This is a genomic window from Alteromonas sp. BZK5, from assembly GCF_014349115.1.
Lineage (GTDB): Bacteria > Pseudomonadota > Gammaproteobacteria > Enterobacterales > Alteromonadaceae > Alteromonas > Alteromonas macleodii.
Genome location: NZ_JACSOE010000040.1, coordinates 1 through 19,351, shown reverse-complemented (window position 1 = coordinate 19,351; position 19,351 = coordinate 1). Strand labels below are relative to the sequence as shown.

At 44.6% G+C, this 19,351-nt stretch carries 14 protein-coding genes and 1 pseudogene; 11 read left to right on the top strand and 4 right to left on the bottom strand.

Translation table 11 applies throughout. From position 1 onward, the window contains the following. The first annotated feature begins 193 nt into the window (after positions 1-193). The 3 genes from BIZ39_RS12545 to BIZ39_RS12535 are packed head-to-tail and all read left to right on the top strand — an operon-like array spanning position 194 to position 3,161. The gene (locus BIZ39_RS12545; protein ID WP_187447125.1) at positions 194-1,069 is read left to right on the top strand and encodes a BadF/BadG/BcrA/BcrD ATPase family protein; all 876 of its coding nucleotides are present in this window, start codon (positions 194-196) and stop codon (positions 1,067-1,069) included. Continuing rightward, positions 1,066-2,208 (top strand): N-acetylglucosamine-6-phosphate deacetylase, encoded by a 1,143-nt coding sequence (gene nagA / locus BIZ39_RS12540; protein ID WP_187447124.1) that lies wholly within the window; start codon positions 1,066-1,068, stop codon positions 2,206-2,208. The genes BIZ39_RS12545 and nagA overlap by 4 nt, the downstream gene beginning before the upstream one ends. Positions 2,209-2,255: 47 nt before the next feature. Further along, on the top strand, positions 2,256-3,161 hold the full coding sequence (locus BIZ39_RS12535; RefSeq protein ID WP_187447123.1) for a hypothetical protein: 906 nt from the start codon (positions 2,256-2,258) through the stop codon (positions 3,159-3,161). A 96-nt stretch (positions 3,162-3,257) separates the two neighbouring features. Here the strand turns inward: BIZ39_RS12535 and BIZ39_RS12530 are convergent, their stop codons facing one another. Beyond that, positions 3,258-4,850: an ABC-F family ATPase gene (locus tag BIZ39_RS12530; RefSeq protein ID WP_039230708.1), complete on the bottom strand. Its 1,593-nt coding sequence runs from the start codon at positions 4,848-4,850 to the stop codon at positions 3,258-3,260. Positions 4,851-5,505: 655 nt separating this feature from the next. Here BIZ39_RS12530 and BIZ39_RS12525 point away from each other — a divergent pair. The 3 genes from BIZ39_RS12525 to BIZ39_RS12515 all read left to right on the top strand — a co-directional run bounded on the left by BIZ39_RS12525 (position 5,506) and on the right by BIZ39_RS12515 (position 8,239). Next, on the top strand, positions 5,506-5,886 hold the full coding sequence (locus BIZ39_RS12525) for a PA2779 family protein (protein ID WP_187447122.1): 381 nt from the start codon (positions 5,506-5,508) through the stop codon (positions 5,884-5,886). 4 nt (positions 5,887-5,890) lie between these two features. Continuing rightward, a complete protein-coding gene (locus tag BIZ39_RS12520) occupies positions 5,891-6,820 on the top strand; it encodes a PA2778 family cysteine peptidase (protein ID WP_187447121.1) in 930 nt (309 codons plus the stop codon). A 315-nt stretch (positions 6,821-7,135) separates the two neighbouring features. Then, entirely contained in the window at positions 7,136-8,239 is a 1,104-nt protein-coding gene (locus BIZ39_RS12515; RefSeq protein WP_061094348.1) for a mechanosensitive ion channel family protein, read from the top strand. Positions 8,240-8,321: 82 nt separating this feature from the next. On the opposite strand, the gene BIZ39_RS12510 is transcribed toward BIZ39_RS12515, so the two are convergent. Continuing rightward, complete coding sequence (locus tag BIZ39_RS12510) at positions 8,322-8,897, bottom strand: outer membrane beta-barrel protein (RefSeq protein WP_061484841.1); 576 nt, start codon at positions 8,895-8,897, stop codon at positions 8,322-8,324. Between BIZ39_RS12510 and BIZ39_RS12505 the strand changes: the two genes are divergently transcribed. Continuing rightward, positions 8,791-9,270, top strand: coding sequence for a DMT family transporter (locus tag BIZ39_RS12505; protein WP_081106129.1), 480 nt, complete (start codon positions 8,791-8,793; stop codon positions 9,268-9,270). The genes BIZ39_RS12510 and BIZ39_RS12505 overlap by 107 nt on opposite strands. 69 nt (positions 9,271-9,339) lie before the next feature. On the opposite strand, the gene BIZ39_RS12500 is transcribed toward BIZ39_RS12505, so the two are convergent. Beyond that, on the bottom strand, positions 9,340-11,661 hold the full coding sequence (locus BIZ39_RS12500) for a TonB-dependent receptor domain-containing protein (RefSeq protein WP_230962272.1): 2,322 nt from the start codon (positions 11,659-11,661) through the stop codon (positions 9,340-9,342). 312 nt (positions 11,662-11,973) lie between these two features. Between BIZ39_RS12500 and BIZ39_RS22295 the strand changes: the two are divergent. The 4 genes and pseudogenes from BIZ39_RS22295 to BIZ39_RS12485 form a co-directional block, all read left to right on the top strand. Next, positions 11,974-12,212, top strand: a pseudogene (locus tag BIZ39_RS22295) (DUF6444 domain-containing protein); the annotation flags it as partial. Between the two features lie 146 nt (positions 12,213-12,358). Next, entirely contained in the window at positions 12,359-13,411 is a 1,053-nt protein-coding gene (locus BIZ39_RS12495) for an HlyD family secretion protein (protein WP_053103809.1), read from the top strand. Further along, positions 13,411-16,143 carry a ribosome-associated ATPase/putative transporter RbbA gene (gene rbbA / locus BIZ39_RS12490; RefSeq protein WP_061484848.1) on the top strand — a complete coding sequence of 911 codons (2,733 nt, stop codon included), beginning with the start codon at positions 13,411-13,413 and terminating at the stop codon, positions 16,141-16,143. Before BIZ39_RS12495 ends, rbbA begins: the two co-directional genes overlap by 1 nt. Positions 16,144-16,146: 3 nt before the next feature. Continuing rightward, entirely contained in the window at positions 16,147-17,268 is a 1,122-nt protein-coding gene (locus BIZ39_RS12485) for an ABC transporter permease (protein WP_187447119.1), read from the top strand. A gap of 566 nt (positions 17,269-17,834) precedes the next feature. Here the strand turns inward: BIZ39_RS12485 and BIZ39_RS12475 are convergent. After that, on the bottom strand, positions 17,835-19,010 hold the full coding sequence (locus BIZ39_RS12475; protein WP_262385757.1) for an MFS transporter: 1,176 nt from the start codon (positions 19,008-19,010) through the stop codon (positions 17,835-17,837). Positions 19,011-19,351 lie beyond the last annotated feature (341 nt).

Sequence of the window (19,351 nt, the reverse complement as noted above, 5' to 3'; positions counted from 1 at the left end):
CCTATTGAGCTAACCTGTACGTTTTTACAGCGGCTTCTGAGTGGGCAATTATCTATGCGGATTAATGGTATAAGGGTCTTCAGGTAACGTGAAAGGCTGCTTTACTGGCAAGAAAGCAAGTTATTCTGTGAAATCGGTGTGGTAAAGTGCATACAACAAGTTGTATTGAATAGTTTAGAGAAGCAGGTAACCCGTGAGTTACAAATATGTAGTGGGTATTGACGGTGGTGGCACCCGGTGCCGTGCATTGTTGCAAGATATTGATGGCAATACATTAGGTGAAGGGGCGGCAGGCCCTGCAAATATAATGACCAACCCCGAACAAGCAATGGGGTCGGTAATAGATGCAACGTTAGACGCAATAGAAAGTGCTGCGTTGCCGATTACATGCGAAGAAGTGTTGCTAGCTGCCGGATTGGCAGGGGCGAATATTCCTCAAGCAAAGCAGTCTTTTTTGGCGTTAGACAACCCATTTGCCGATACCGTGGTAATAAGTGATTTACACGCCGCTTGTTTGGGCGCGCACGATAATCAGTCTGGAGCCCTTATTATTTGCGGTACAGGTTCAGCGGCAACCCATTACGACAAGGGTGTGTTCACTGACAAAGGTGGTTACGGCCTGCAAGTTGGCGATGATGCAAGTGGTGCGTGGTTGGGCTTATCAGCTATAAAGCATGTACTGCTTTCTTATGACGGCGTAGAGCCCGTTAGTGAACTAAAGAAGCGAATTTGTGAGCACCTTAATTTAGCGTCACCTCAGCAATTAGTGACCTTGGTGGCAAATTACAACGCTGCAGATTTTGGTGATATTGCCCCAGTGGTTATACAGGCTTATCGAGACCAGTGTGCCGCCGCGACCTCTCTTATTCGAAAGGGAGCAATTTACCTCAATCAGTTGGGTGAAGCATTGATTAATCAGGCTTCTACATTGCCGCTATGTTTAGTTGGTGGCCTTGCTGATGTTTACACGCCTTTACTTTCGCCTTCTATCTCTTCTAATTTAACAGCGCCGCTAAAAAGTGCTGAATATGGCGCTATCAGCTTTGCCAAAAGAGTAAAAAGCGAATGAAAGAATCGATTACTGTCGAGCAGGTTTTAACGCCAAAAGGTTGGCTTGAAAACCAGACAATCACAGCTGATAGCGGCAAGATAGTCAGTATTAGCGATGCGACCTCAGCAGAGCTCAGTAGTATTTACAACGGAAAGCTCATTCCCGGTTATTTCGACACGCAAGTGAACGGCGGTGGTGGTGTGCTTTTTAACCATAGCCCTTCTGCCGCTATAGTAGAAACCATGGCGCTGGCTCATCTTCGTTTCGGCACAACGTCCATGTTGCCAACTATCATTACCGATAATGCTTCAACAATGGCTCAGGCGGCGGATGCCATTGCGGAAGTAATGGCGGGCGGCCCAGAGTGCATTAAAGCGTTAATAAAAGGAATTCACTTTGAGGGGCCCTTTTTGAGCAAGGCAAAAAAGGGCGTGCACGAAGCACAATTTATAAGAACGCCTTCTGACGTAGAGCTTGCAACCTTATGTCGCAAAGACATTGGTAAAGTCTTACTTACGGTCGCACCAGAAACGGTGAGTACTAGCTTCATAAAAGAAATGGTTGCTGAAGGAGTTGTGGTTGCAATTGGGCACACCAATGCCAGCTATGAGCAAGTTCAGGCGGCTATCGACGCGGGAGCTACAGGCTTTACGCATTTGTACAACGCTATGTCTGCATTAACCTCCCGGGAGCCAGGGGCCGTTGGTGCCGCGTTGCTTAATGACAGAGTATATTGTGGTTTTATTATCGATCATCACCACTTACACCGCAAAAGTGCTGAGTTGGCATTAAACGTGAAAACTGCCAACCGCGCCATGTTGGTTACCGATGCTATGGCGCATGTGGGCAGTGATATTGAGCGTCTTCACTTTTTTAATACCGAGATCGTTAGGCATGGCGATAAACTGACTACGCCAGACGGCAAAACACTGGCTGGCTCGTGCTTAGATATGCATAGCGCAGTTTTGAATACGCACAATGATTGCGGTGTAACGTTAGAAGATGCGAGCAAAATGGCGAGTGCCACGCCGGCTCAATTTATGGGGCTAGCGAGTGACATAGGCAGCATTACCGAAGGTCAGCGCGCAGACTTTTTACTGCTTAATTCCGCCAATGCACTGACCCACGTTTTCAGTAATATGAGAATGGTCTTTTAGGTAGAAATTTAGTATTAACTTAAATGGCTTTGAAATAAGGAAGTGTTATGAAGTTTGTGACAAAGTTTACTGTTCTGTTAGCCGTATTAATGTTGGCTGCAGGGTGTGTTACGCAACGAGGTATGGATTCTGGCGAAAGCGTTCCTTCTCAACCTAATAGCGAGGAAGCCACGCCAACTGAAAGCACAGAGCAAGAAGATGTGGTGCAAGATGGCGACAGCGTAAATGATGGAACCACGAAAGGCGAATCGACTAAAGAGCCAGTTAGCAAGCCAGTAGCGCCACCAAAACAAAAAGTTGGGGTATGGGTTAGCGCTAAAAAGTTTCCCACTCACACGCATATCGGTACCACTAAATTTAACAATTTTACGAAAGAATATAGCTACGACTGGCAATTGAACAACACGCTGTATAGCACATTCAAAAAAGCCATTGAGCAAAACAGTCGTTTCACTGCGGTGGATATCTCTTCTATGGTTGACGATGCAGGCGCCCTAGATTTTGTGATGGGTGAAGGAAATAATGGGGCGTTCAATGACAAACAAAACACGTTAAGAAAATCGTTGTTAGACAAAGGCATTGCCACTGTGATTATCGTTGAAGAAGCGCCGACGGTGGCTATTACCGAGTGCGGTACGTATGGATGTTCAGAGCATCAAAGCAAAGGGTTCGGACTGTTTACGCGTAGTTTTTTGGGTACCGATCACTATATTGCTTCGGCAAGCTTTAACGTTAGTATTGAGCGTTTAGACAAGCCAGTTGATATCTTAACGCTGCCAGTGTTTACCGAATTTCGAGATGATGCGCTAAAAAATGAGCGTGTTGAAGATTTCACACCGCCAGATAACTTTGATGAAATAACAGAACAAGAGTTAGCGCCAATTAAAAATACGATTGTTAACTACTTTGACCGCTTAGCGACAGCGGTTGGCAAGTATTTATCTGGTCAGTAAGCTTTTAATATACTGAAACAAAAAACGGGCACTTAAATAAGTGCCCGTTTTGTTATGTGGCTCACTTCATCTATTGATGAAGGCATCGATATATAATTACGCGTTTTCTTTATGCGCCAAAAACTCTTCGTAGTTTCCATCGAAGTGATTCAGTTTCTTGTCTTTAATTTCGATGATTTGCGTCGCCAGTGACGAAACGAATTCACGGTCGTGACTAACAAAAATAACAGTGCCATCAAACTTGTATAGCGCATTGTTCAAGGCTTCAATCGACTCCATGTCCATGTGGTTAGTGGGTTCATCCATTACTAAAACGTTGATGTCTTGAAGCATTAGCTTTCCGAACAGCAAACGGTTTTTCTCACCACCAGAACATACCTGCACGCGTTTGTTGAAGTCGTCAGACGTAAATAGCAAACGTCCTAACATACCTTTTATTTGCAGGTCATCGTGTTTGGGGCTACGCCATTGGCTCATCCACTCAAACATAGTGATATCTTCGGCAAAGTATTTAGCGTTATCCTGCGGAATGTAACCAATCGCAGCGTTTTCAGCCCACTTATAGCTACCTGCGGTAGGTTCAATGTCATTAACCAAACACTTCAAAAGCGTGGTTTTGCCGGCCCCGTTCTCACCAATAATCGCCAAGCGCTGACCAGCTTCTAATAGCAAGTTCGCGTTATCGAATAACGGAAGATCTGGGTAGCTATGGCCTAAGTCTTCAAGTGTGATTGCAAGGCGGTGAAGTTTCTTATGTTGGTTAAACACAATATAAGGCTTACGACGGCTAGACGCTTTTACCTCAGCTAATTCAATTTTCTCAAGACGGCGGGCACGCGAGGTGGCTTGTTTCGCTTTCGATGCGTTGGCAGAGAATCGCGCTACGAAGCTCTGTAGCTCTTCAATTTCCGCTGACTTCTTAGCATTCTCTGCATGAAGCTGTTCTTGAACGAGCATGGCAGCTTGAATGTAGTCGTCGTAGTTACCCGGATAAACGCGCAGCTCACCGTAGTCGATATCGGCCATGTGCGTGCATACAGAGTTTAGAAAGTGTCTGTCGTGCGAAATAATAAGCATGGTCGATTTACGTTTGTTCAGCTCTTCAGCTAGCCAACTGATGGTGTAGATATCCAAGTTGTTGGTCGGTTCGTCTAGAAGCAGAATGTCAGGCTCGGCAAATAATGCCTGCGCCAAAAGCACACGTACTTTTTTACCGGGCGCGACTTCTTTCATTAAACCAAAATGATAGCTTTCGTCGATGCCAGCAGAGTTTAAGATATCGCCAGCGCGCGCTTCGGCGGTGTAACCATCCATCTCGGCAAATTGGGTTTCCAAGTCCGCCACGCGCATGCCATCTTCTTCGCTCATTTCAGCCTTGCTGTAAATGGCGTCGCGCTCTTGTTTAACTTCCCATAGTTCACGGTCACCCATGATAACGGTATCGACTACGCTAAACTCTTCAAACGCGAATTGGTCCTGACTCAAGATACCTAGCTTTGTACCTGGCGCCATAGAAACGTTGCCCGACGATGGAGTAAGTTTACCGCTTAGAATTTTCATAAAGGTAGACTTGCCACAACCGTTTGCGCCAATTAGGCCGTATCGGTTGCCGTTGCCGAATTTTGCGGAAATATTTTCAAATAATGGCTTAGAGCCAAACTGCATTGTGATATTTGCGGTGGTAATCAAAACAGGTATCCAGGGGTAAAACGATGAGAAGAGATAGTAGTGAAAGCGGTTGTCACTTCACTAATATATAAAAGCGCGCGCACTATAAGGAATTGAGGGCTACATGTCGAGGGAATTTTGAACAGTTTTTGCGCTGATGTGCTTTTCACCCAAACGCTAAAGAAAGTATTAACCCCGATACTGTCTTTTATTGCGTGTTTTTGTCAAAAATTGCACCTGAAACTTAACTCCGTATAGTATGAGGCGTGAAATAGGCGTTTCGAAACACTTGCTCATTCCACAGAGTGACTCTTATTGTTTGTTGCTCTTTTTAAATTAGCGGCAAGCAAATAATTCCAGCATAAAGAAAATATTACATAAAAGTCAGCGCGCGGTGATGCATCAATGCAAAATTAACGAATAGAGCTTTGATCAACATTTTTCGCATAAAGGTCATATAAATCGTTACTTTAAAGAGAAAAAATGGAACCCTGTCTATTATAAAAAAACGCCTTTTTAGTTGGTCTTAATCTTGCTGTGCTTATCTACTGAAAATAAACCGCAGAGCGCAAATGCGTCTGCTGAATCAGTGCGAAGTTTTATTTCACTCTAGTTTATCGTGAGTTAGGTAACGCAAAAGAAGAATAAAACTGGGCATTTTAAAGAGGGAAACATCATGAAATTTTTGAAAAAAATTGCGATTGGTTGCTTTTCGGCAACGGTTTTAATGTCTGGCAGCGTGCATGCAGAAGCAATTAGCTCAGATTCCGTAATGCAAACTCAAGCCGCTCACTACAATAAGCAGCAGCTAATTGACATGGTTAATCGTGCAGACGTGCAGCGTAAATTGGTTAGCTTAGGTGTAGATAGCAACCAAGCTATCGCCAGAATCAACGGCATGACCGACAGCGAAATTGCCCAATTAAATGATGAAATTAATCAAGCGCCAGCGGGTGGCGTTGTGGGCGCAGTGCTTACCGTACTTGCTATTATCGCAATTTTGGACCTAATTGGTGTAACTGACGTTTACCCATTTATTCGTCCAGTGAACAGCTAATTGAATGATCAATTCAGTTAAAAAGGCCTGCGCGTTAGCAGGCCTTTCGCTTCTATTTTTGCTTTCAGGCTGTCAGTCTACACCTCAAGCTGACAAGTTGCGGCAAGAGGGACTTGCCTCTTTACCTGAATCTCACACTATTCAGTCTGTTCCGTTTTTTCCCCAAGAACAGTTTTATTGCGGGCCTACCACACTATCTGAAGTGTTTGGTTACTATGGTGAAAGCACCTCTCCAAATGACATTGCGCCTAAGTTATTCATTCCCAGTAAAGAAGGGAGTTTACAACTAGAAATGGTGAGCGCTACCCGACAATTTGGTTTTTTGCCATATTCTGACCGAGGGACTTTATCGTCAATTATGTCGTTAGTTAAAGACGATATCCCAGTGATTGTTTTTCAAAATTTGTCCATCCAGTTATTACCCCAATGGCACTACGCTGTTGTTATTGGGTTCGATAGTGATAAGGGGACGGTTACTTTACATACCGGTCTTACGCCTAATCACGAAATGTCGCTTGAGCTTTTTGAAAGAACGTGGGGAAGAGGAAATTACTGGTATTTGGCACCCGTTCCTCCTAATGCAACCTCGCCTGAGATGACACCGTTCACTTATGTAAGTGCGGCTTACGACATGCTTAAAGTGGGAGATAAAGCGCGTTCATTGGCGTTTTTGAAAACCGCGTCGCATACATGGCCAACGTACTGGTTAAGTTATTTCTTGGTTGCCAATTATTACTTAGAGCAAAACGACAGCCAAGCTGTGGCTTGGTTTAAGAAAGGCTATGAAGTAGGGCAGAACCAACATGTTTATGTTCACAACTACGTATTAGCTTTACGCGAAAACAACATGCCCGAGAAGGCAAATATAATTCTAAAACAGGGGCTTGAACGCTTTCCCGATAACGAAGCGCTGTTAACATTGGCTGAAAAATAAACCTCAACTTTAAGAGTATTCGCATTTATGTAAATGGAGTAGTCACCGCTCGACTCTGTGACGCGTTTAATGAAAAAAGTGCGGAAGACTACAGCGATCGTCTTTTTAAACTAGTCATAGGACTGAATCAACGACCCTTTTTTCCTTCTGGCAGATATAAGCCAAGTTGAAGGTGCAACTCCTGAGGCCTAGTTTGTACAATGGACTTTGTAATACGAGCAAACAATTGGTGCACCTTTTGCCTCTTCTTTCTCGTACTAAGGTGTAGCTTAAAATAAAAAGTGCCTACTTATATATGCAGGAGCCCCGTCAGCCGTGGACAGCACTCAACTTCTTGAAAACCAGCAGGCAATAGCAATAGCCGGATTAGTAGGCGTTGTTATTGTGCTCTTCATTGTTAAACGACTTATTTTGGTGCGTTTGAAAGCTAAAGCGCGTTCAGAAAACAGCAGTATGTCTGATATCTATCGCGTGCTTGTGCTGTCGTTAAATGCCCCACTTAATTTGCTTATCTGGGTTATTTTCCTGCTGTTGGTTAAAAGTATTGTTTCAGTATTTCAGATAGAAGATGAAGGGGCGATTAAAGCGCTAACCATTGTTATCGAAGCTGGCCTCATCATTACTTTATTTCTCTTCTTCGAGCGTTTTGTCACTTACTCGTTGAGCCGTTATCGCGACCAGTCAACCATAGTTAAAAATACTAGCGCAATTGCTGGTGGAGCAGTTAGAGCGCTTTTTGCTGTATTAGCAATTTTGATTATATTAAGCACCATGGGGGTGTCGGTAACACCCATTGTTGCATCGTTAGGCATTACTTCGCTCGCAGTAGCACTAGCGCTACAGCCAACGCTTGAAAACTTCTTCTCGGGTATTCAGTTGGTAATGGATAAACCCATTCGTATAGGCGATTTCATCGAGCTGGATTCTGGAGAACAAGGTTTTGTTGAGAAAATAGGATGGCGCTCAACGTGGGTTAGAATGCTACCTAACAACATCGTGATCATGCCTAACAGTAAGTTGTCTAATTCAAAGTTGATTAACTACTACTACCCTGAACGCGAACTGTCGGTGCCTGTTGAAGTTGGCGTGCATTATAGCTCTGATTTAGAGCATGTTGAAAACGTATGTTTAGAGGTTGCCAATACAATTCTAGAGCAGCACGAGTTTGGTGTTGAAACTTATCAACCTTTTGTTCTGTTTCACACTTTCGACAATTCTAGTATCAACTTAACAGTAATGCTGAGAACCCGTGAGTACTTCAATCGCTTCTTCATAAAGAGCGCCTTCATAAAAATGCTTAAAAAGCGTTTTGATGAAGAAGGGATTGTCATTCCATTTCCAATTACTGCGCTCAATCTTGAGCAGGAAGGAGCAGCTAACCTGCCGACAGCGCCCGAACACATTAAGCCAAAAGGCTAAAGAGACTGGTTTGCGTAGCTCAATAAAAAAGCCACGTTGTGTAACGTGGCTTTGTTGCGAGTACGTTAACCCATCAAAGGTGTTAGAAGGTGTAACGTGCAGATACGCCTAGAAGGTCAACATCATCAGCGATAACGTAAGTCGCACCGAAAGAGAATTGTGGTGTAAAGAAATAGTCTGCGCCAATTTCAAAAGCTGTTTCGTCGTCTTCAATGTCGATATAGCGGATAGCACCGCGAAGCTCAAATTGCTCTGACAGCATTGAACGAATACCGGCAGTAATGCCATAGCCATTGTCGTCTTCACCCGAAATAGAGTCTAGTTCGACATCGATATTTACATATTCGTAAGTAACTTCACCAAAGAAGTCAGTATTCTGAGTTAGACCATATCTATAGCCGACACCTGCAGACGCGTAGTCCAAATCAATATCAACACCAGATACATCTTCACCTAACTGACCATAACGACCTGTCAGGTATACATTTTCGTTAAGTGATTTGAAGCCTTGAATTTGAAAACCGCTAGGCTCGAAGTCGCCTGCGTCTTCAATGTCTGCTTGTACGTATCCAGCTTTAACAAAGTCATATGAAGGCGAAGCTGCGAAAGTATTTAAAGAAAGCGCGCCAAAGATACTGGCGAGAATAGTACGTTTCATTGTTTCTAATATCCTTTTAACAATAATTACTCCCAACCACTTCGGGAGCCTCATCATTATGGGGATGGATTTTAGAAATCAAATGGGCAACACGACTCGATTTTCACTATTCGACACCTTAAGTGTTGTAAGTTTTATCATTACAACGGCATTGCTATACAACATCGCGATTACCAAAATGGACCTGACCAAGGCGACTATTTTTAGCAATCTCATTCCTGTTTATACCATTGGATTTGCTTTTTGGTTGCTGGATGAGAGCCTGACAAGTAGTCAGTTGATGGCGTGTGGTTTAATTTTGCCTGGTGTGGTGCTGGGGCAATCTCGTCGTCGTAAAGCACCATTAAACGCTGCTCAAGAGGCTGTTGAATAGCCGGCGTAAAATGAAAAAGCGGCCGTGTTTTCCACGACCGCTTTTGGCAAGCTTTGTTAATTCAATGAATTAAAAACTCACCGTCACACCAGCCCAAAAGTTTCTGGCCTTGTCCTTAACGTTATAGTCGTCAGTAAAGTTCACTTCACTGGTCACGCCTCGGCCTGTGAGATATTCAAATTGGCCATCGCCATTGAGATCGTCATAGGTCACAGAGTAAGTGGTAAAGTCTCTATCGAGTAAGTTGTTTACTCGTAAATTTACGACTACGTATTCATTGAGTTGCCAGCGAGCACCTAAATGCAGCATGGTGTAACTTTTAAAATAGAGCTCGCGATCTAACGTAGAGTCGTAGCCACGGTATCTATCTGAACGAACCTCTGCTTGCAGATAAACATTCAAGTCGGCGTTAATATCCCAAGTAAGGTTGGCATTGGCCATGTGCTCTGCGGTATTGGTAAGTGGTAGGCCAATTTGAGAGCCGCTCTTTTGCTCGCTGTCAGTCCACGTATAGTTGGCATACAGCGACCAATCTTCAGTAATGCCATACCGGCCCGCAATTTCCACACCTTGCAGTTCTACTTTGTCGATATTGATGTTTTGGCTATAGGTGTCATAACCCAACTCATCATATTCCCCTAAGTTTACGCAAGGGCGAACGCCACCGGTTGTCGCACAACTTTGTACCGTATCACCACGTGCGATCTTGTCGTCAAAATCAGTTTTGAAGTAGGTAATATTGAAACTGTGGGCATCGCGACTCCAATACAGCGCGATCTCTGAGTTAACACTCGTTTCAGGCGTGAGCTCAGGGTTACCTGCAAATGGGCTGGTACCTTGACCACCGAAACCGGTAATGCCATCGTATAAATCGGTAGTTTCTGGTGTTTTATAACCCGTACTAACACCGCCTTTCACTGTCCAATAATCTGAAATATTGTAAACCGCGTAGATACGAGGGGAAGTCTGGCTACCGAATACATCGTGATTGTCATAACGGAAACCAGCGGTCACTGTCATATCGTCGATGAAACTCCAGTTATCTTCAAGGAACAATGAGTACATCTTTTGTTCCTGCACTGCGCCAGGCGAGCCAGACTCCAGACCGAACACACCGTCTTTTAACTCACCGTCAATAACTTGTGTACCCAATACCAAGTTGTGATCGCCCACAACGTCCTGAATAGGGATATCTAAACGCAAATCAAACGTATATTGTTGACTTTCGAGTGGGCGAGCAGGGCGAGGTAAGAAAGTATCTTCAGCGAGGTCGCGACGCGCCTCTTCAGTTATGCCCTCATAATCGCCTGTACCATCGTACATTTGTTGCAGCAATTGACGTTCTGACACGCTAAGCGGCAAAGTACGTCCATTGTTTTGGGTGTCGACAAAAGACAGTGAGGCGGCAAGGGTACCAAAGTCCCATTTTCCATCATAAGTTAAGGCCCACCATTCACGGTCAAACTCTTGTTCAGCCGCATAGCCAGCACGTGGATTCACTTGGCCTCGACGACTCTGCCAGATACTTTCAATGCTATCGCGAGTACCCAGTGGGTAAATGATTTCGCCAGTTTCAAGGTTGAATTCTGGCGTATTGTCATACTCTTGGTGTGAGTTGTCGTAGTCGAAGCCAAATTCATGACCTTCTGCTGCGGTATAGTTTAAGCTGAATCCATAGTGTTCGCTGTTATTGTCAACGGTGCGGCCGCCACCGCCAAAGCCCAGCGATCGTATGTGCTCTACACCATTGGGATCAATCGCTGGTGCCAACTGTGGTGTTGACGCTTGTTGTTCGTATAAACTTCCACGAATGCCCAAGCTCAATACGTTATCAATCAGCGGGCCTGTTACCGAAAAGTCAGTGGTGATGTCGTTGCCGAAGTCGTTGTTAGTTTGCAGGCTGCGCCCGAAGGTAATATTACCGCCCCATTCGCTGCGATGTTTTTTGGTAATGACATTGATAACACCGCCGAGAGCGTCAGCGCCATACAAAGTAGAAGCTGGCCCGCGAATGACTTCGATTCGCTCAATGGTATCCAGTGGCGGCATGTGATTAAAGGCGTTACCACCGAAGTTGTTGGGGTAAATGTCACCATGGTTATTTTGGCGACGACCATCTATGAGTAGCAGGGTATATTCACCCGTTAGGCCACGCATACTGACGCTGCCTTGCCCTGTTTTGTCTCGCGTTGTACCTATATCAATCCCTTCCTGAAATTGCACCGCGTCCAAAAGAGAAGTAAACGAACGCGCTTTGAGGTCTTCTGCTGTAATCACTGAAATACTGGCAGGTGCCTGAGTCAATTTTTGTTCGTATCCAGTGGCTGTCACAACTACGTGTTCGATGTTATCGGAGTCTGGAATTGCATTGGCAGAAACCATAGATACCATGCCTATATTAACGGCGATGGCTAGAGTTGAATGGCGCATTCTCATTGAGATGTCCCTTTGTGAGTGTGTTTTATATTAGTGTTTTAAATCGGCGTACATAATAACTTTTGTAAAGATTATGTCAACGCTAATGAGAATGGTTTGCATTATAAGGTGAAAAATGTTAGCGATATTTGATAGCACTACCTGAAAGGCAACCGTTAGCTAGGGCCCTAATAACAGTTAATTATATTTTTTCAATGATCTAGCGGTTCCTATTAATTGCTCCCGGCAGCCTGCCAAAGTGACTTTATCTCAAGCTAGAAATAAACATCAAAGCTACCCGTCGTAACGACCCTAGCTGAGGCTAACGAGCCAATCGGGGCGTAGGCGGGCCAGCTAACGACCTCGAAACCCGACTGAATAAGACCAGTCGTAATTCCTCACGTCCCTCCTTTTCTAATGGTACAGGTATGTCCTCCTTTTAACCGGCTGCAAAGGCTTCGGGTCGAAAGCGCGGTGCGCAATCTGGTCACAAAGGCAGTAAACGCATGTTCGCTGGTAGTATTGACATACACGCCAATAGGCAAAATAGTCAACCTACCAGAACTTTGATCCAGCGCAAAGCTTAAAGTACACCACCCAGTATACATTAGCTATTAACCTTGGCGCTTTCGCCACTTTTCACCTTTATTGATAAACCACAGGGAGCGTCACTGTGAAAAAAACGCCGTTTATTCTATCCATTATGTTCGTTGTGTTTTTAATTGTGGTTTTTAGTACTGTTTTCAGTGGCCCTGAAAATGTCGATGTGGTGTCAGGGAATGGCCGCATTGAAGCTACTGAAATTGGCATTTCTGCAAAAGTAGCAGGGCGTGTAGAAGAGATTTATGTCAGCGAAGGTGACAGAGTAACGGCGGGCGATGTGGTCGCCAAACTTGATACCACCACCATTAATAGCCAGCTTCAGCAGGCCAAGGCACAGCACCAGCAAGCCAAAAGTGCGGTAGAAGCTGCAAATATGGCTGTTGCACAGCGCCAAAGTGAAAAGTCAGCGCTTGAAGCCGCGCTGCTGCAAACTAAAGCCGAGCTAAAAGCAGCTGAAGCTCATGCTGCCCGTACTAATGAATTGGCAAAAACGGGCGCAGTGTCTAAACAATTAGCAGAAGATAACCTTACCAATGTTGAAAGCGCAAAGGCGGCGGTAAATGCAGCTAAGGCTCGTTTGACAGCGGCTGACGCCACCATTGAAGCTTCACGCGCGCAATACTACTCGGCACAAGCAGCGGTCAGCGCTGCTAATGCCACTATTGCGCAAATCCAATCTGAAATTAACGATATGGTGTTAAAAGCACCTCGTAATGGGCGTATTCAATACCGCGTAGTAGAGCCTGGCGAAGTTGTTGGTGCAGGTGGGCGTGTACTTAGTTTGGTCGACCTAACAAACGTATACATGACATTCTTTTTGCCTGCCTCGCAGGTGGGCAAGCTTACTATGGGCGGCGAAGCCCTTATTGTGCTAGATGCCGCGCCCGACATCGCTATTCCGGCCACCATTTCTTACGTTGCCGACGTAGCGCAATTTACTCCTAAGTCGGTTGAAACCCAAAGTGAGCGAGAAAAACTTATGTTCAGGGTTAAAGCGCAAATTCCTGAAAACTTATTAAAGCAGCACATTGAAAAAGTGAAAACAGGGTTGCCGGGTGAAGTATGGGTTAAGCTAAACGATACCGCTGAATGGCCTAGCGACCTACCTGAGCTTGTCGACTAATGGGCAACATTATTGAATGCAATTCGCTAACGGTTCGCTACAAAAGCACCACAGCTATTCACAATCTTGCGCTTTCTATTCCAGCGGGCCTAACGGTAGGCGTAATTGGCCCTGATGGAGTGGGCAAATCTACGTTGCTGTCGCTTATAGCTGGTGAGCGAGTTATGCAAAAGGGGCAGTTGCAGGTTCTTGGTGGCGATATGCGTGATGAAAAACACCGCGCCGCGATATGTTCTGATATTGCATACATGCCACAAGGCTTAGGCAAAAACTTATATCCCACGCTGTCTGTAGAAGAAAACTTACAGTTTTTTGCCAAACTTTTTGGGCACAATCGTGCTCAGCGTCGTGCACGAATAGATATCCTTACCAAACGAACCGGACTTTATCCATTTTTATCGCGCCCAGCTGGCAAGTTGTCGGGTGGTATGAAGCAAAAACTGGGGTTATGCTGTGCCCTAATACACGATCCCCGCTTGCTTATTTTAGATGAACCCACTACAGGGGTAGACCCCCTTGCCCGAAGTCAATTTTGGTCACTTATTAAAGATATACGGAAAACACAGCCAAATATTACCGTATTGGTAGCGACTGCCTATATGGATGAAGCCCAACAGTTCGATCATCTAATAGCGTTAAATGCAGGTGAGATACTGGCGAGCGGCTCACCGAGGTCACTGCTTAGTGAAACACAAACCAGTAATTTAGAAGCGGCATTTATTGCGCTTTTGCCGGCAGACGCAAAGCATGAACATCGCAGCGTAGTTGTGCAGCCTTATAAGGCTAGTGAGCATATGCAAACCGCGATTGAAGCTAAAAACCTTACTATGAAGTTCGGCGATTTTACGGCAGTAAATAACGTTAGCTTCACGATTGGTAAAGGAGAGATTTTCGGGTTTTTAGGGTCGAACGGCTGTGGTAAGTCTACCACCATGAAAATGCTTACTGGCCTGCTGCCGCAAACCTCTGGCGAGGCATGGTTGCTGGGCAGCCCTCTTGTTGCTAACGATATTAACACCCGCTACCGCGTAGGTTATATGTCGCAAAGCTTTTCTTTGTATACCGAATTAACCGTTCGGCAAAACCTTACGCTTCATGCCAAACTCTTCAAAGTAGCAAGCAGCGTATTAAATTCCCGCGTTGACGAAATGCTTAACCGCTTTGCATTAAGTCATCACCAACACAGCTTGCCCAACGACCTTCCTTTGGGTATTCGCCAGCGTCTGTCTTTGGCTGTGGCCATGGTGCATAGACCTGAAGTGTTAATACTCGATGAACCCACTTCTGGCGTCGATCCAGTTGCCCGAGATAACTTTTGGCAGTTACTTATTTCTCTGGCGCGAAAAGACGGCGTAACCATTTTTATCTCTACGCACTTTATGAACGAGGCAGTACGCTGCGATAGAATTTCCCTAATGCATGCAGGCGAAGTGCTGGTAACCGATACACCGCAGGCCATAAAAGCGTCTAAATCTGCAGATACGTTAGAGCAAGCGTTTATCGATTATTTAGTTGAGGCGCAAACGCCTGAGAACCAAACACAAAACACAGAGCAAAGCGCACCAGAAGGTGTTAGCGCAGATAAAGCCACGCCACCGAATAAACGAGCAAAAGGCTTACGGCGATTGTTAAGCTACGCCTCGCGTGAAACCCTTGAGCTTATCCGCGATCCCATTCGCTTAACCATGTCGTTCTTAGGCAGCATGGTGTTAATGGTAGTTATTGGCTATGGCATCACTATGGATGTCGATGACTTAAGCTATGCGGTATTCGACCGCGATCAAACTTCCACTAGTCTTAACTATCGCAATGCGTTATCGGGTTCGCGCTATTTCAATGAACAGCCAGTTATTACCAGTTATGCCGATATGGACAGGCGAATGAAAAGCGGAGAACTTTCATTGGCTGTGGAAATTCCTCCCGAATTTAGCCAAAAACTGCATAAAGGCGAACAAGTGGAAATAGGGGCATGGATTGATGGGGCTATGCCTTCAAGAGCCGAAACTATACAGGGCTATGTAACAGGTATTCACCTGAAATGGCTTTTGCAGCAAGCCTCACAAGCTAGCCAAGTGCAGTCGACCAGTAGTATTAATGTTGAGTCACGCTATTTGTATAACCCAGATGTTCGCAGCTTGGTGGCCATTGTACCTGCGGTAATGCCCATGTTGCTGTTGATGATACCTGCGCTTTTAACGTCGTTGGCGGTGGTGCGCGAAAAAGAGCTGGGTTCGATAATCAACTTATATGTTACGCCAGTTACACGCATAGAGTTTTTGTTGGGTAAGCAACTTCCTTATATCGCTACCTCGTTTGTTAGCTTCTTGCTGTTGGTTGCAATGGCGGTGTGGCTATTCAATATCCCACTGAAGGGGGATGTGATAGTGCTATGCCTTATAACGTTGTTATTCGTTACTTTTTCCACTAGCTTTGGTTTGTTGGCATCGGTTTTTACTAATAGTCAAATTGCCGCTATTTTACTTACTACTATTGGCACTATGGTACCTGCCGTACAGTTTGCGGGCATGATAACACCGGTTTCTGCATTAGAAGGGGCGGGGCGCGTAATAGGAGAGCTTCACCCTATTAGTTATTTTTTAACTGCTAGCAGGGGAATATTTAGCAAAGGTTTAGGTTTTGAAACCCTTGATTTTGCTGTGTTTGCCATAGCTATTTCTATACCAATTACACTGTGGCTTGCCACTGTTTTGTTACGCAAGCAGGAGCGCTGAACCGTGGATATTAAAAATGTAGGCCAGCTAGGTGTAAAAGAACTTTGGAGCTTGTGGCGCGACCCAGCCATGCTTATTCTTATTGTTTATGTGTTTACGGTAAACATCTACACGGCGGCCACGGCGGTACCTGAATCTTTGCACAACGCGCCCATAGCCTTTGTCGATCACGACAATTCGCAGATGTCTAAGCGGATAATAGATGCCTTTTTCCCCCCTTATTTTTTAACGCCAGATATTATTGAAAGTAATGAGGCCGACACGTATTTAGACACGGGTAAGTACACCTTTGTTGTGACCATTCCCCCTGAATTTGAAAAAGATATTATGGCCGGGCTGCAGCCCGATGTTCAGGTCAACGTTGATGCAACACGTATTAGCCAGGCGTTTACTGGTAATGGTTACATCACAGAAATAATCACCAGTGAAGTGAACACTTATTTACAGGGTTATAAATCCGACATCGATTACCCTGTCGAGTTGATCATGCGAGCCCGATTTAATCCAGCGCTAGAAGGTTTTTGGTTTGGTTCTGTGATGGAGCTCATTAATGCGGTAACAATGATCGCCATAATTTTGTCTGGGGCTGCGCTTATTAGAGAAAAAGAGCGAGGCACTATAGAGCACCTGCTGGCTATGCCAGTTTCAGACAGTGAAATTATGCTGTCTAAAATATTAGCCTCGGGAGTAGTGGTTTGGGTTACTACTTTGTTTTCTGTTTATTTTATTATTCAGTGGGTACTATCCGTCCCCATTAATGGCGAAATATGGCTTTTCATGGTGGCTGTTGCTCTACAATTATTTGCCGTTTCGAGTATGGGTATTTTCATGGCTACCATTGCGCGATCTATGCCACAGTTCGGATTGTTACTTATCTTAGTTTTACTGCCCCTACAGTTGCTATCTGGTGGGGTAACACCAAGAGAAAGCATGCCTGGGTTCATTCAAAGCGCAATGCTGCTAATGCCCAATACCCATTTCGTGGAGGCTTCCCAGGGCGTGTTGTATAGAGGAGCAGGCATTAGTGTTGTTTATCCTCAGTTGTTAGCGCTTTTAGCTATTGGCTGTGCGTTTTATCTTATAGCGCTTAAAAGGTTTAAAAGCACCGTCGGCAGCATGACTTGAGTTCTAGTATATATTTCGGGGTTGAATTCGCGGTACCCAATATGTAGATCATTCTATCATTTGTAATCTCTGGTTGAGTCTTCACCTGATTCTGAAGTAGTTGTTGCAGACAAAGGCTACGGCAGTCAAGCTTTTCGAGACTTAGTGAGCAGTCGTAACGCTAACCATGTCATCCCAAGAAAAACCAACAGTAAAACGGGTAATGATGATATTGATTGGCGATGTATCGCTATCGCCATTTAGTCGAAAATGCCTTTTTGAAAATTAAGAGGTTTCGAGCCGTAGCGACTCGATATGATAAGATAGCCAGAAACTACCATAGTTTGGTGGCACTGGCTTTTGCGATTATGTGGCTACCAATGTGAATTGACTCGAATATGTACAGCAAAGGTCAACACGCTCTAATATCCTTTTAACAATAATTACCCTCAACCACTTCGGGAGCCTCATCATTATGGGGATGGATTTTAGAAATCAAATGGGCAACACGACTCGATTTTCACTATTAAACACCTTAAATGGTGTACGTTTTATCATTACAACGGCATTGCCGTACAAGAGCTTAGTTAATTCCTCTTCAGTGTTGTACAGATGAGGATACTTGCAACGCTTAAGCCGCAAGAAGACAAACAAAAAGAAATGATAGGTTCTAGGGTAATTAAGGTCACCGCGTAAGCGCCTATTGCTGCCCCTGTTAGGTGAAAAAAGCCGGTTAGTGCCGCTAAAAAGCCTGCGGATTTATCAGAGTAGCCAAGCATGATAGTTACGCTGCAGGGCATTGCGATGCCAATAAAAAAGAAGGTGACATAGGAATAAGTCAAAATACCCACTAACCCTTTTATTGCGAAGGGGGAAATAAGTAACCAAAAAAGCACTGAAAGCACAGCGATAAACAAGCTTGAATACTTGAATTTAAACAATGGTGAAACAGAGGCTAGTCGAATATTGATTATGCTTCCCATCACAAAAGACAGCGTAGCTAGAAGCGAATATATCGAGAACATCGTTTTCGTGAGTCCGAATTGCTGCATTATCATTGACGGCGAGATGGTAATGAAGCTAAACACAATGCCATAAAGTAGTCCGCTGGCCATACCCACTGAGACGATTTTCATCATTGTGGTTTTAATAAGCGCTAAAGTATCGCTAAAGACGTTCTCTGATATTGTCGGCGTATACTGTTTGAGGGTGGTGGAAATTGAAAGCAGTAAAAGTAAGGCGAATACTCCCATTACTAGTACAAAATAAAAGATAGATGAAACGCCGAAGGACTCGCCTATTAGTGTACCTACTAGTGGCGCTATTGCTGGCGCGATAGCGAATGCAATGTTGATAAATGAAAGTGAAACATTTAGCTGCTTTTCGCTAAATATCTGACGTGATAGTCCGCGCGATACTGAAACGCCAACCCCACCGCCTAAGCCTTGAATGACTCTTCCTAAAAGAAAGGTATTTTCTTCGGTGGCAAGTGCCACCGTAAGCGTACCGGCGATGAATACAAAGACTCCATACAGTAGAAACTTTTGTTTGTTTAGGTAGTCGCAGGCGACACCAGACACTAACTGCGAAAGTGAGAACGCGATAAGAAACACGGCAACGCTTTTTTCAAATATTCCCACATAGCTGTCGTATATAGCAGCCAAGTCAAAAAAGAAGGGGCTATAAATGCTGGTAGAGAGTTGGCCAAGAATAGACAAAATGGTGAAGGTTACCGTCAGCGAATAAAACGTATGGCGTGACATGGTGTGCTTCATCTAAGGGGAACCAAACTATGGGTAAAGAGACAGTGCAGTTAGGCTACAGATTTGGTGTTACAGTTTTAATAAAGACGCTTTTTTTAAGTTTGATAAAACTGATAACGTGATGATATAAGCGAGTGGTGACTGGTAATTCTAGGAAAAATGGTGGCCCACCCTGACTTGAACAGGGGACAGCTTTAATAGCATAAAAGAGATAAAACAATAGAGGGAGTTTCTGACTCCCTGAGCCTGTAACAGATTCTGTGTAACTGCCATTAGTTAATGTGCTTTTCGAGTCGTTCCTCGAACTCGATAATAAAACGACTCATCGCCTGACGCCAGTT

Bases quoted from the DNA above. Each gene is read 5' to 3' on its own strand.
- nagA (WP_187447124.1), top strand. From the start codon at position 1,066: ATGAAAGAATCGATTACTGTCGAGCAGGTTTTAACGCCAAAAGGTTGG.
- BIZ39_RS12535 (WP_187447123.1), top strand. From the start codon at position 2,256: ATGAAGTTTGTGACAAAGTTTACTGTTCTGTTAGCCGTATTAATGTTG.
- BIZ39_RS12525 (WP_187447122.1), top strand. From the start codon at position 5,506: ATGAAATTTTTGAAAAAAATTGCGATTGGTTGCTTTTCGGCAACGGTT.
- BIZ39_RS12520 (WP_187447121.1), top strand. From the start codon at position 5,891: ATGATCAATTCAGTTAAAAAGGCCTGCGCGTTAGCAGGCCTTTCGCTT.
- BIZ39_RS12505 (WP_081106129.1), top strand. From the start codon at position 8,791: ATGTCTGCTTGTACGTATCCAGCTTTAACAAAGTCATATGAAGGCGAA.
- BIZ39_RS12510 (WP_061484841.1), bottom strand. From the start codon at position 8,897: ATGAAACGTACTATTCTCGCCAGTATCTTTGGCGCGCTTTCTTTAAAT.
- BIZ39_RS12500 (WP_230962272.1), bottom strand. From the start codon at position 11,661: ATGGTATCTATGGTTTCTGCCAATGCAATTCCAGACTCCGATAACATC.
- rbbA (WP_061484848.1), top strand. From the start codon at position 13,411: ATGGGCAACATTATTGAATGCAATTCGCTAACGGTTCGCTACAAAAGC.
- BIZ39_RS12475 (WP_262385757.1), bottom strand. From the start codon at position 19,010: ATGTCACGCCATACGTTTTATTCGCTGACGGTAACCTTCACCATTTTG.